The organism is Chitinophaga dinghuensis (assembly GCF_003259435.1).
GTDB lineage: Bacteria > Bacteroidota > Bacteroidia > Chitinophagales > Chitinophagaceae > Chitinophaga > Chitinophaga dinghuensis.
The window spans coordinates 867,086-880,478 of record NZ_QLMA01000002.1 but is presented as its reverse complement, the minus strand read 5'-3'; the positions used below and the strand labels follow the sequence as shown (position 1 = coordinate 880,478).

Sequence of the window (13,393 nt, the reverse complement as noted above, 5' to 3'; positions counted from 1 at the left end):
CAAACTCTCCATTGTAAAGAAGTTGATACCTGACTAATTTCTCTCGAAATCAATCGGATATTTAATTATGTTTAGCTTAAACATTACCTGTGTTTGTTGAATCAAACTATCACTAATTTGATTCGTGCTGTTGTTTCCAATCTTTCAAAGAACTTCGGTTATTACTAACCTTTCGTAAATGTATGAGATCCGATCTCTGTGCCCTACTGGCCTACATTTGAAGTATTTACTTAAAGAACTTTTGTTTTTCCGTTTCGCGTCGTTTGCGTTGGGAGTGCAAAGGTAATCAACTTTTCATTTCCACCAAATTTTTCTTAAAAATTTTTCAATTTTTATTTTTCGTTTCGCTTCTCTCAAATTCAACACCATTAAGTAATGGCGAAGAAACCTATCAAGAAGAAAAAGGTGAAAACTGCGTGTCGTTAAGAACTTTGTTACCGTGCTTTCTATCAAAGCGGGACGCAAAGGTAAGCGGATTTTTGATTCCACCAACTTTTTGTTGAACTATTTTTTGACAGAAATACTGAAACGCCCATCAGTAAAGCGTTTCAGCATAGAAAAAATATCATCTCCCGAAAGCTACAGGCGTCAATAAACCCTCCGGATAATGCACTTTCATCAAAAATAACCCGTGTCCAGGTACTGCAAAATCGGCATTTGTACAATCCTTACTCTCTATAGCTGCTTTAAATTCATCCATCGTCAGCTTACCTCTACCCACCCGCAACATAGTACCAACAAGGCCTCGCACCATTCCACGCAGAAAACGGTTGGCAGTAACGTTATAGACTATACGCTCTCCCGTTACTTCCCAATACGACTCCTCTATTCTGCATATAAATGTCTTTACCTGCGTATTGCGCTTGGAAAAAGTAGTGAAATCCTCATAGCTCTTAATAAGACTAGCCGCTTCCTGCAAGGCATCTATATTCAATTTATATGGAAAGAAATATCCCCGATCCTGCATAAATGGATCTTTATGGGTATATAAGGTATATTCATAGGACCTACCCAGCGCATCAAAACGACTATGGGCTTCCGCCGGAACTTCATATATCTGCCTCAACACAACATCCTCCGGCAGAATAGCATTGATCTTATATAAGAACTGCGGATGCAAAGGTAAAGCTGTTTCAAAATGCAGAAAGTTCTGCATCGCATTCACCCCGGCATCTGTTCTGCTACTTCCTGTACTTATAATAGTATCCCGGAACAATATACTCATTGCCCTATCTACTTCCGCCTGCACTGTATGCGCATTCTCCTGTACCTGGAACCCGCTGAAGCGTGCCCCCTTATAGGCTACTTCTATAAAGTATCTCTTCATATGGCGCGAAGGTAATACCAAAAAAAATAAGGGGAGACAATCTCCCCTTATCCTTCATATGTTTCACCAATGGTGCGTTTATTATTTATGTAACATGGCCTTGAAACGACCTTTGTAATAATTGTCTGTCAGCACAGATTCGAGAGATCCGTACTTTTCCGTATCATATGTTTTACTGTAAGCCATGTCCAGCAGGCGGTAACGGGCATCTTCTCCTACTACCAATTGTGCCAGCGTCTTAATCTGGGAAGTTTCCATACAGTAATTCCGGCTTTGTTTACGGAATATATCCAGCATACCCTCATCACTACTGGAGGCTACAAACTTGCGCAACATCTTACGGAAAGTGCCATCATCCATAATATTACCACAGTCGCTGTTTACCAGTCGCTTTGCAGCGGGATCAACAGCGGGGGTAGTATTCTCAGTGGCTACTACTTCCTCATCGCTTTTATGCTTTTTCTTACGCGGAGACGCTTCTACCGCGACACCCGCTTCCGGCGCTGCTACCGGAACTGCTGCTGTAGCAACATCCGCTTCTGCATCCGCCTTTCTCTTTTTCTTTCTGGAAGATGACGGCTCATCATAAACGGCTACGCCATATCCGCTGGTATCGGTAACAATCTCGCCTGCACGAACTTCAGATTTTTCTTTCCTTTTTTTCCGGGAAGGAGCCGGCTGCTCTTCTGTGCTTGCAGGCACTTCTACCGGCGCCGTTGTAGCTGGCGCTGTAGTAGCGGCCGATTTATCGTCCTGGAATTCTATGAAATCCGGATTGTTCTCTCTTTTCTTTGCGTGTTTTGACTTCTTAGGCGCCTCTTCTCCATCGCCCTGTACAGGTGCAGCCTTAGCCACATCTGCTGCTGCCGCTTCGCTGGCTGCTGTTTTACTTTCTTCAGCCATTACAGAAGCAAGTAATGCTTTCTCCTCATCTGTCAGGGTTCCTCTGTCTTTGCCTGTCTTCTCACTGGTTACTTCAGATGGCGCTGCTACCTCTGCTACTTTCTTTCCAGCGGCAGGTTTTGCAGTTGGCGCTGGTTTAGCTTCTTCCACATCATCGTCCCGGTCGTCTCCACTAACTACTATCTTATCCAATGCATTCGCAAAATTATTCCCCTGGTTCTTTGGAGCTGGCGACTTCTTTATTTGTCCGCCAGTAATGGTAGCGTTATTCCCTAAAGCGCTATTCAGATCTTCCTGCATTTTGCCCAGCATTTCCTTCTTCTCATCAGTGGTTGTGGCCTTTGCTGGTTGCTCCTCTTCTTTTGCCGCCTGCGCTTTCTCCTCTCCTGCTGCTGCCAGCAGCCTATCCGACTTCAGCTCTCCGAAAGATTGCAGATTATATAATGTATAGGCATTTGAAGTGGCTTTCTTCAACAGGAAGCCCTGATCCTTTGCAGCTACTTTGAGATCAAAGTGCTGTTCCGGCGCCTGGTTGCCAGGGAAACCAATGGTAATCGGAACAGTCCCATTACCCAGTTTCGGAATGATGATATAGCCCCGCTCTGTGGAACAGAGTACGTCTCCATTATGCTTTACATAGAAAGGTTGCCCTTTCTCACTCTGGATATAAACGTAATAATGTTGCTTCTGTTGACCTTGCACTTTTACAAAAGCGCTGGCTAACAGGAACAAACATATAGAAATTATTGTCCTGTAATTGAAATGCATACTTAATGATGGTATAAAAAAACTCTCCTGAACAAATATTATTCCAGTACGATGAGTACTTCCCCTTTTTCTACTGCTGTACGCTCTGCGACTTTAATTTCTTTTACTACGGCGTCTGATGCTGCCTTGAAAACATTCTCCATTTTCATGGCTTCCAGGATTAATACCGGATCGCCTTTACTAATAGCCTGCCCCGGGGTAACCAGTACTTTCAGAACGAGTCCTGGCATGGGCGCTTTGATATCATTCACCTTGCGTGCCATTGCATCTTTGATACCCATGGCAGCCAGCAGTTGATCTATTGGTTCTTCTATGGTTACTTCATACTGCTGTTGATTTATTTGCAATAATACGGTTTTTGCTTCTCTATCTACCTTTAAAACCTGGGCCTGGTAGCTGTAACCATCCATTATTACGCTGTAGTCGCCACCTGGTAACTGCACGGCAGACCAATCTACAGGCTGGTCGTTACTGATTACCTGCTCTTCTTTATTTACGGTAAATGAAGCTTTACCATTTACTATTGCTTTAATCATAAATCTGTTTTAAGGCCTTACGCTAACAAAAATAGCATTTTTAACCACTTACCTCATTTTTGGTCCATTTGTTTAAATTTGATATTCTTTACTCATTGTAAAGCTGATATTTATTTTAAATCAAACATATGAACGAACAACTGAAGCTGTCCTTATTCGGCCTGCTACTGGGCGGAGCTGCCTGTCTTGGCACTGTGAACCCGACCTTTGCCCAGTCTACTGCCTTAACCCCGCAAGATTCCGCACTGAAAATCTACCGCGCCGCCGCCACAAAAATCAACGACCTGGTACACACTAAACTGGATGTACGCTTTGATTATGGCAAACGTTACCTCTATGGTAAAGCATGGATTACCCTCAAACCTCATTTCTACCCTACCGACTCCCTGACCCTCGATGCCAAAGGCATGGATATTAAGGAAGTCGCAATAGAAGTAAACGGCAAAAACGTGCCGTTGAAATACGAGTATGATAATATGCAATTGTTTATCAAACTCAATAAAACGTATACTCCTAATGAAAAATACACTGTATTTGTCAGCTATACAGCCAAACCTAATGAGCTGAAAGTAAAAGGCAGTGCGGCGATCTCTGATGCAAAAGGGTTGTATTTCATCAATCCGGATGGAACAGAGCCGAACAAGCCTACACAGATCTGGACACAAGGCGAAACCGAAAGTTCCTCTGTATGGTTCCCTACTATTGATAAGACCAATCAGAAAACCACCGAGGAAATCAGCATGACGGTGGAAAAGAAATATGTAACGCTTTCCAACGGTAAACTGATCAGCCAGAAAAACAATGCGGATGGTACCCGTACTGATACCTGGAAGATGGACCTCCCCCACGCTCCTTACCTGTTCATGATGGCTGTAGGCGAATACGCGATCGTGAAAGACACCTGGAGAGGTAAAGAAGTGAATTATTACCTGGAGAAACCATATGAAAAGTATGCGAAAGCTATTTTCGGGAACACACCGGAAATGCTCACTTTCTACTCTAAGATCCTGGATTATGAATACCCTTGGGTGAAATATTCCCAGATCACCGCACGCGACTATGTTTCCGGCGCTATGGAAAACACTACGGCTACCCTGCATGGCGATTTCATGCAGAAAACAGACCGGGAACTGTTGGATAACAATAATCACAATGAAACCGTCGTGGCCCATGAGCTGTTCCACCATTGGTTTGGCGATCTGGCTACTGCCAAATCCTGGAGTAACCTGACGGTGAATGAATCATTTGCAGATTATAGCGAATATCTCTGGCTGGAATACAAATACGGCAAAGATGCTGCAGATGAACATCTGCTGGAAGGCGCCAATCAATATATGCAAATGGCGAAATACAGTGGTGATAAGGACCTTGTAAGATTTCATTATGCGGATAAAGAAGATATGTTTGACCAGATAACCTACCAAAAAGGCGGCAGTATTCTCCATATGCTACGCAATGCAGTAGGCGATTCTGCCTTCTTCAGATCCCTCAACGCTTACCTGAAAGCCAATTCATTTAAGGCCACTGAAGCGCATCAGCTTCGTCTGGCATTTGAAGAAGTGACGGGCAGAGATATGAACTGGTTCTTCAACCAGTGGTATTTTGGTCAGGGCATGCCGGAACTGGACATCAGTTATAAATATGCACCTGGAAAAGTAACTGTACTGTTGCAGCAGATCCAGAAAGATGATAAAATCTGGCAATTGCCAATGGCGATCGATGTATACGTGAACGGAAATAAAACCCGTCATAATGTCTTTATGCAGAACAAAATTGATTCATTTACCTTCCAGGTGGCCGCTAAACCGGATCTGGTGAATGTAGATGCGGAAAAAGTACTTCTCGCAAAAAGGGATGATCATAGAGACTTCAGCACTTTTGCATATCAATATGCACATGCGCCATTGTATCTGGACAGACGTTATGCCATTGAAGAGGCAGTGGACTTACAAACCACTAATCCGGAAGCATTAAAACTCTTACAGGCAGCCTTGGGTGATAAATATGCAGGTCTGCGCCAACTGGCGGTGGATAAACTGAAGTTTAACAATGAAACGGTAAGAAATGCGACCATTGCGGCAGTAGTAAAAATAGCCAAGGAAGATAAAAACTCTCTTACCAAAGCTGCTGCTATCAGAAAACTCGGCTCGTTGAAAGACAAGCAATATATTCCACTCTTTGAAGCTGCTACCAAAGATCCGTCCTATGGCGTAGAAGGCGCAGCTGTGGAAGCACTGGCGGAACTGGATATCGACAAAGCCTATTCTATTGCCAAAACCTTGCAACAGGATTCCAAAGGAAAGTTGATCAACAGTATCACTCAGATTTATGCGAAAAAAGGAAATGAAGCAGATCTGAATTTCATCGCTACTAAATTCGATGAAACCTCTGGCCAGGATAAACTGAATGCCGCTTTTGATTATCTCGGATTCCTGGCGAATCTCAACAATACGCCAGCGGTTATCAAAGGCGTGGACCAGATTCAGGCTATGACGGTGCAATTTAAAAATGCCATGGTAAACAGATATATCTCCAACTGGATGGAACAGATTGCCAATAACAAGAGTGAGGCAGGGAAGAGACTTTCCGGCACTCAGCAGCAGGATCTGTTAAAGCAGGCAGAATATATGAACCAGAAAGCCAAAGAAATCAAGAATGGCGAAGCAAATGACTAATACATGCTTACCTAAATAAGAAAAAGGCGTCTCCGGTAGAGACGCCTTTTTTATTTATCTATTGCTACTAATCGTTGTAATGTTTTACTCCAGCGCCAGGGACTTTCTTTCAATCGCACTCCTCCAAGCCATCTATGTTCCATGGAAGCATAGTCCAGGTAATTTTCTTCATTGGCCAGTATTTCCGAGCCCAGAGATGTAATTCGCAGCATCTGATCCTCTTGTTCCAGGACGCCTGCATTGATCATACGATTCATCATAATGTCCAGCTGAAAGTCGCCGAAACCGTAGATGGGCATAGAATCCCAGAATAGTTTATAGAGGTCATACCACCGGTAGGTACCCATTTGCAGGCGTTGCAGGAAGAATTCCTGGATTATACTCAACCCGTTGTTGATATCCGGGAATCGGGGGAGTTGGGCTGCTATGGCGGTATTGAGATGGATGAGATTACCGGTATTGAATTTGGCAAATAGTTCTAATGCCTGGGGCGTATCGAGACAGTAGGCATCCCAGGCGTCGTCAGCGATTTCAAGGTCGCCGGGAGTAAGTAGTACGCGTGCGTTCAGGAGGTTATTGAAAGTAGCGGGTTCAGTATGTTTGGGAAGGTCTACCAGTGAAATGAGGGGTAGTTCTTTGAATCGTTGCCGGATGAGATGAATGATGAAGATGAGATTAAACTGGCAGAATACATCATAATCGAACCAGAGAATAATTTCGGAAGGAAAGGAACCGGAGGGTTTCAATTTCTCCAGTTCCTTTACTACTTGTGTATGATAAGATTGTTGATCGATTCCGTAATGGAATTCGAGGTGTTTGGCTCTGCTTTCAAAAAACAGTTCGGGGTCTTTGGTGTTTTTGGCTTTGCCTTCACAGATGAATTCCCTGCATACAACAGGTTCGCCGGGCACTTCACTTTGCCTGAAAGCGGTAAGGGAAGCATCTCCATTCAACACATGCAGGTAAGACATAATTCTGATATTTTAGGAAGATTACCAGCTGCCGCTAGCGCCACCGCCACCTCCGGAACCGCCTCCGAATCCGCCGAAGCCACCGCCTCCGCCGCCTCCGGACCAACCGCCGCCTCCGCCTCCGCCGCCGAAGCCGCCCATACCACCGATTACTGGCCATATCCAGCCTCCTCTGCGGTTGTAGGTAGTTCCTGAGCCGCCGCTACCACCGCCTCCTCTGCCAAACAGGGAGATCACGATAACGATCATAATAATGATGATGAACAATACACTGGGGCTAATTCCAGGCTCGCTTTTCTTAGGGTCGGCCTTATATTCACCCGCCATGGCTTTGATAACGCTGGTAGTAGCTTCATCAAGCCCTTGGTAGTAATGACCTTCCCGGAATGCGGGTTGGATATCATTTCTGATAATCTGGTTTGCTAATGCATCAGGAAGAGGACCTTCTGCTCCGTATCCGGTTTCTATCCTGATCTTTCTGTCATTAACAGCAACAAGAATCAGTACTCCATTGTTCTTGCCTTTTGAACCAATTCCCCAGTCTCTGAGTATTTTCAGGGAAACCTGGCTGATATCGTAATCGCCTACTGATTTGATGATAACGACTGCTATCTGGGTGGAGGTACTGTCGAAATAAGTGACCAGTTTTCGTTCCAGGGCTTCGTCTTCATCTTTCAGGAGTACGCCTGCATAGTCATTTACCAGTGTAGGAGGATTTGGCCTTGGCGGGATATTCTGGGCTTTGGCCAGTAATCCTGTCAGTAGAAACAGTATCGGTAAAAACCAACGTAATATCCTCATTGTATACAGCTAAAAACGTTTTTAAAGTGTGGCCTGTCTATCTGCCGAAGACGATATCATCTGGCAGTTCGTTGGTATCATCGGCTTCATGAGGGAAATGCGTACGGAGGGATTCTCCAATTTCGCGGATACACTCTTCAATACCATCGATGACATGCGCATCGCGGAAATGTTGGAGGAGGAGATGCGCTTCCTTAACCCAGAAATCGTCTCCTACTTTTTCATGAATGCCTTGATCGCCGAGGATGGCAAACTGCCTGTCTTTGATGGCCACATATACCAAAACACCATTGCGTTGTTTTGTTTTCTCCATGCCGAGAGAGAGGAATGCCTCTTTCGCGCGGTCCATGGGGTCCACATATTTACAATGGCTTTCTACAAATAATCTGATTTCTCCGGAGGTAAGTCTTTCTGCCCCGCGGATAGCCTGCACAAGTCTGTTCTTCTCCGACTCAGAAAAAATTTCTTTTCGTTTAAAAGGGAAAATCCGCATTGATGAAGGATTTAAATCGGAGAGATGATCCCCGTCTCTGCCATGCAGGGACGGAGATTCCTCTATAAAAGGTTAGCTGATATTAGAACTGAACTTTAGGCGCGTCTTTGGCAGACTCGTCTGCGGTGAAATATCCTTTCGCTTTGAAACCGGTAAAGCCGGCAACAATGTTATTAGGGAAAGTACGGATAGTGCTGTTATAGCTGTTTACCGCGTCGTTAAAGTCGTTGCGGGCAACGTTGATTCTGTTTTCAGTACCTTCCAGTTGTACTTGCAGATCGCGGAAGTTCTGGTTGGCTTTCAGGTCAGGATATGCTTCTGACACTGCCAGCAGGCGGCCGAGTGCCTGAGATAGCTGACCCTGTGCAGCTTGATATTGCTGAATTTTTTCAGGAGACAGATCGTTGACATCCACTTTAATTTGGGTTGCACTGGCACGGGCTTCCATCACTTTAGTGAGGGTTGTGGTTTCGAAATTAGCGGCGCCTTTTACAGTAGATACCAGATTAGGGATGAGGTCAGCACGACGTTGATAGGAACTTTGGACAGCACCCCATTTGTTTTTCACATTTTCATCCACTTTAACCATGCCGTTGTATTTACCACAACCGACCACCACCAAAAGTCCAAGGACAATAAGTACAATAATACTTGTTCTCATCTGAGTTAGAATTTAATTGTTTGAGTTCCGGAGTATGCGCAAAACTTGTTCCTGTTTTGCCAGAGTCCGGTGTAAGCAGTTGTTATCTCCGGTAAAAGCAATAAAAAAATCGGCAAAATGCCGGTTTATGCTTCTACCCTGATGAAGGTAAAGAAAGTTACTAAAAGACTCATGCAAACGGAAACGATAAATTTTAAAAAAAGTTCATCCATTGGTTGAAAAATTCATATCAAAACATTATGTTTATACGTACCTTTACACTGCGGTGTATTTGTAATTCGCATGTTAAACCGCCAATGATAGAATGGGGCAGAATGGACTACTAAATCGTTTTTTAAGTTTCATTGTTTCTAACTCATTTATTATTAATAACTTGCCTAAGTCTTCTTAAATGAGTGCGCAACACATTCACATACTCTATATCGATGATGAGGTTCATAATCTGAATGCTTTTAAGGCTTCTTTCAGAAGGCTTTACAATGTATTCACTGCGGCCTCCGCTGAAGAAGCTGAAAAGCTGCTGAAAGAACAGGAATTCCACATCATCATTTCCGACCAGCGCATGCCAAAAATGACTGGTATTGAATTCTTTGAGTCAATACTGGAACGTTACCCCGAGCCAATTCGAATGCTCCTGACAGGCTATGCCGATATCAACGCCGTTGTTGATGCCATCAATAAGGGTCAGGTGTATAAATACTTCTCCAAACCCTGGAATGAAGAAGAGCTCAAACATAACATTGAAAAAGCATACGAGGTCTACTCTCTCCGTAAGGAAAACAAAGAACTGACTGCCAAACTCCTGGATGTTAACGAAAAACTGGAGTTCCTGGTAAGACAGAAATTGATTTCCTAGTAACGGCCTTTTGTCAGTCATGTAGCCAAAATCCTTAACTTGCAGCCTTTGTGAAACTTAATTTCCTCAATCATGCAAGTTTGGAAAGATTACCAGGCACAGAACAAAGACCGTTTCCTGGACGAATTGCTGGCACTGTTGCGCATTCCTTCCGTGAGTGCTGATTCCCGCTTTAATAATGATACCCAGCGTTGCGCTGAAGAAGTTAAACAACGCCTTATCGAAGCAGGTGCTGATAATGTAGAAGTATGCCCGACCGCAGGACATCCTATCGTATATGGTGAAAAAATCATTGATCCTTCTCTTCCTACCGTATTAGTTTACGGTCACTACGACGTACAACCTGCAGATCCACTGGAACTGTGGCACAGTGGTCCATTCGAACCAGTGATCAAAGACGGTAATATCTATGCCCGCGGTAGCGCTGACGATAAAGGTCAGTTCTATATGCACGTGAAGGCATTTGAAACTATGAACAAAACCAATTCTATCCCTTGCAATATCAAATTCATGATTGAAGGGGAAGAAGAGGTAGGTTCCTCCAACCTGGGCATCTTCCTGAAAGAAAATAAAGAACGTCTGAAAGCTGATGTGGTACTGATCTCCGATACTTCTATGATCAGCCTGGAAGAACCTTCTATCGATACTGGTCTTCGTGGACTGGCATACATGGAAGTGGAAGTAACAGGCCCTAACCGTGACCTGCACAGTGGCGTATACGGTGGCGCTGTTGCCAACCCGGCTACCATCCTGGCGAAAATGATCGCTAGTCTGCACGATGAAAATAACCACATCACTATCCCTGGTTTCTACGATCGCGTACAGGAACTGACTACTGAAGAAAGAACTGCGCTCAACGCGGCTCCATTCAGCGAAGAGGAGTACAAGAAAGACCTGGGTATCAATGATGTATGGGGTGAGAAAGGCTATACCACTATCGAAAGAACTGGTATCCGTCCTACCCTGGAAGTAAACGGTATGTGGAGTGGTTACACCGGCGAAGGTGCGAAAACCGTTCTGCCTTCCAAAGCATTCGCTAAAATCTCTATGCGCCTGGTACCTGATCAGGACTGGCATGAGATCTCTGATCTGTTTACCAAACACTTCGAAGCGATTGCACCTAAATCAGTGACCGTGAAAGTGAACAAACATCATGGTGGCAGCGCGTATGTTACGCCAACTGACTCCGTAGCTTTCAAGGCAGCACAACAGGCTATTAACGCTACTTTCGGTAAAGAACCAATTCCTGTTCGCGGTGGCGGTAGTATTCCTATCGTAGCGCTGTTCGAATCAGTTCTTGGCCTGAAAACTGTACTGATGGGCTTTGGCTTGGACAGCGACAACCTGCACTCTCCTAACGAGAAGTATGGCCTGGCCAACTACTATAAAGGGATCGAAACAATTCCTTATTTCCACAAATACTTTGCGGAATTAAGCAAATAATAGCCTCCAAAGGCAATTTGATGATATTGGTCCGATCCGCCTCATGGCAGATCGGACCAACTTTTTTAAATTCACACTATGAGTACAAATGAAAAAATACGGGTAGACAAATACCTGTGGGCCATCAGAGTGTTTAAAACCCGCAGCCAGGCCTCCGATGCCTGCGATGGCGGTAAAGTAAAATTAAACGGCAATACTGTAAAGGCAGCCAAACCCGTTGCCATCGGCGATAAATTCGAAGTAAAAACAGAAGCCCGCAAATGGGTGATCGAAGTGGTGGGACTGATTGCCAATCGCGTTGCCTACACCGAAGCAGTGAAATACTATGTGGATAATACCCCGGATGAAGATAAACTGGCGCCAGCATTTGTTCCCAGCGTATTCCAGACCGGTAAACGCCAGACGAAAATCGGCCGTCCAACGAAGAAGGACCGCCGTAACCTGGACGACTTCATGGGAACGGAGGATTAAGCCCCGAATATCCCTTTCAGCCATTATCCAAACAGTAGTTCTGAGAAAAATATAAATTCTCGCTTTTGCGTAGTAATTTTGCCAACTAATTAATAAATCAAAGGATCAAATGCCTAAACAAAGTGACGTTCTTGCCACCGATTTCCTGGTGAAAATTGCAGAAGAATTTGGTACCCCGGTATACATTTACCATGCGGAAAAAATCAAAACGCAATATGAGAAGCTGCAAAAGGCTTTCCATAAGTCTGACACCCGTTTCTTCTACGCTTGCAAGGCACTGACCAATATCAATATCCTGAAGTACATCAACTCTCTGGGTTGTGGCTTGGATACTGTTTCTATTCAGGAAGTACAGCTTGGCCTTAAAGCAGGCTTCGATCCAAAGAATATCATCTTTACCCCTAATTGCGTTGACCTGCAGGAAATCATTGCAGCCAAAGATCTGGGTGTAATCATCAATATCGATAATATCTCCATCCTGGAGCAATTCGGTAATAAATTCGGCGATAGCTACCCTATCAGTATTCGCCTGAATCCACATATCATGGCTGGCGGTAACTTTAAAATCTCTACCGGCCACGTAGACAGTAAATTCGGCATCTCCATTCACCAGATGCGCCATATCGAACGTATTGTAAAATCTACTAAACTGAAAGTAACGGGTCTGCATATGCATACCGGCTCCGAAATCAAAGACGTAGATGTATTCCTCCGTGGGGTGGAAATCATGTTCGAAATGACACAACACTTCCCAGACCTCCAGTCTATCGACCTGGGCAGCGGCTTTAAAGTGGCTTACCAACCTGGAGATCCGGAAACCGATATCGATCTGCTCGGTAAAAAACTGACCGAAGCTTTCAATAAATTCAGCGCTAAATACGAACGTCCACTACAACTCTGGTTCGAACCAGGAAAATTCCTGGTAAGCCAAAGCGGCTACTTCGTAGTAAAAGCAAACGTAATTAAACAAACAACTGCTACCGTATTCGTAGGGGTGAACTCCGGCTTTAACCACCTGATCCGCCCTATGTTCTATGATGCTTTCCACCTTATCCGGAATATCTCCAACCCTAAAGGCACCGAAAGAATCTATACCGTAGTAGGTAACATCTGCGAAACCGATACCTTCGGATGGGACAGAAAAATTAATGAGGTAAGGGAAGGCGATTACCTGGTATTCTATAATGCCGGCGCCTATGGATTTGAAATGTCTTCTAACTTCAACTCCCGCCTGAAACCAGCGGAAGTACTGGTGAAAGATGGTGTACCCCACCTGATCCGCAGAAGAGATACCCTGGAAGACCTGCTCAAAAACCAGATTGAATTAGCTTAATATACCCACGCAGGCAGAAAAATATTTTCTGCCTGCGCTGTTTTTATACAATATTCCCCTGCCCCGTTCGTCTTCGGTACTATCCCCGCTTAACCTTCACTGTTTTCAACTGTTATTTGATTAGCTTTAGTTTGATTGGAATCAAATATGATTCA

The 13,393-nt window shown here is 44.4% G+C and carries 12 protein-coding genes; 5 read left to right on the top strand and 7 right to left on the bottom strand.

Translation table 11 applies throughout. The annotated features are described in order from the left end of the window. Positions 1-565: 565 nt before the first annotated feature. The 3 genes from truA to CLV59_RS09005 all read right to left on the bottom strand — a co-directional run bounded on the left by truA (position 566) and on the right by CLV59_RS09005 (position 3,534). Positions 566-1,327 carry a tRNA pseudouridine(38-40) synthase TruA gene (gene truA / locus CLV59_RS09015; RefSeq protein ID WP_111591668.1) on the bottom strand — a complete coding sequence of 254 codons (762 nt, stop codon included), beginning with the start codon at positions 1,325-1,327 and terminating at the stop codon, positions 566-568. Between the two features lie 81 nt (positions 1,328-1,408). Next, positions 1,409-2,962 carry a DUF4476 domain-containing protein gene (locus CLV59_RS09010; RefSeq protein ID WP_170137682.1) on the bottom strand — a complete coding sequence of 518 codons (1,554 nt, stop codon included), beginning with the start codon at positions 2,960-2,962 and terminating at the stop codon, positions 1,409-1,411. Positions 2,963-3,036: 74 nt separating this feature from the next. Further along, positions 3,037-3,534: a biotin/lipoyl-containing protein gene (locus CLV59_RS09005; protein WP_111591666.1), complete on the bottom strand. Its 498-nt coding sequence runs from the start codon at positions 3,532-3,534 to the stop codon at positions 3,037-3,039. A gap of 128 nt (positions 3,535-3,662) precedes the next feature. On the opposite strand from CLV59_RS09005, the gene CLV59_RS09000 reads away from it, so the two are divergent. Further along, on the top strand, positions 3,663-6,209 hold the full coding sequence (locus tag CLV59_RS09000; protein WP_111591665.1) for a M1 family aminopeptidase: 2,547 nt from the start codon (positions 3,663-3,665) through the stop codon (positions 6,207-6,209). A 50-nt stretch (positions 6,210-6,259) separates the two neighbouring features. On the opposite strand, the gene CLV59_RS08995 is transcribed toward CLV59_RS09000, so the two are convergent. The 4 genes from CLV59_RS08995 to CLV59_RS08980 form a co-directional block, all read right to left on the bottom strand. After that, positions 6,260-7,180: a hypothetical protein gene (locus CLV59_RS08995; protein WP_111591664.1), complete on the bottom strand. Its 921-nt coding sequence runs from the start codon at positions 7,178-7,180 to the stop codon at positions 6,260-6,262. Between the two features lie 21 nt (positions 7,181-7,201). Then, on the bottom strand, positions 7,202-7,981 hold the full coding sequence (locus CLV59_RS29300) for a TPM domain-containing protein (RefSeq protein WP_111591663.1): 780 nt from the start codon (positions 7,979-7,981) through the stop codon (positions 7,202-7,204). Between the two features lie 37 nt (positions 7,982-8,018). Further along, the gene (locus CLV59_RS08985; RefSeq protein ID WP_111591662.1) at positions 8,019-8,474 is read right to left on the bottom strand and encodes a TPM domain-containing protein; all 456 of its coding nucleotides are present in this window, start codon (positions 8,472-8,474) and stop codon (positions 8,019-8,021) included. 82 nt (positions 8,475-8,556) lie between these two features. Next, positions 8,557-9,135, bottom strand: coding sequence for a LemA family protein (locus CLV59_RS08980; RefSeq protein WP_111591661.1), 579 nt, complete (start codon positions 9,133-9,135; stop codon positions 8,557-8,559). 391 nt (positions 9,136-9,526) lie between these two features. On the opposite strand from CLV59_RS08980, the gene CLV59_RS08975 reads away from it, so the two are divergent. The 4 genes from CLV59_RS08975 (at position 9,527) to lysA (ending at position 13,238) form a co-directional block, all read left to right on the top strand. After that, complete coding sequence (locus CLV59_RS08975; RefSeq protein WP_111591660.1) at positions 9,527-9,991, top strand: response regulator; 465 nt, start codon at positions 9,527-9,529, stop codon at positions 9,989-9,991. Between the two features lie 72 nt (positions 9,992-10,063). After that, positions 10,064-11,434, top strand: a complete 1,371-nt coding sequence (locus CLV59_RS08970) for a dipeptidase (protein ID WP_111591659.1) — start codon at positions 10,064-10,066, stop codon at positions 11,432-11,434. A 78-nt stretch (positions 11,435-11,512) separates the two neighbouring features. Next, a complete protein-coding gene (locus tag CLV59_RS08965; protein ID WP_111591658.1) occupies positions 11,513-11,905 on the top strand; it encodes an RNA-binding S4 domain-containing protein in 393 nt (130 codons plus the stop codon). A 109-nt stretch (positions 11,906-12,014) separates the two neighbouring features. Beyond that, entirely contained in the window at positions 12,015-13,238 is a 1,224-nt protein-coding gene (lysA, locus tag CLV59_RS08960) for a diaminopimelate decarboxylase (RefSeq protein WP_111591657.1), read from the top strand. Positions 13,239-13,393: the final 155 nt, after the last annotated feature.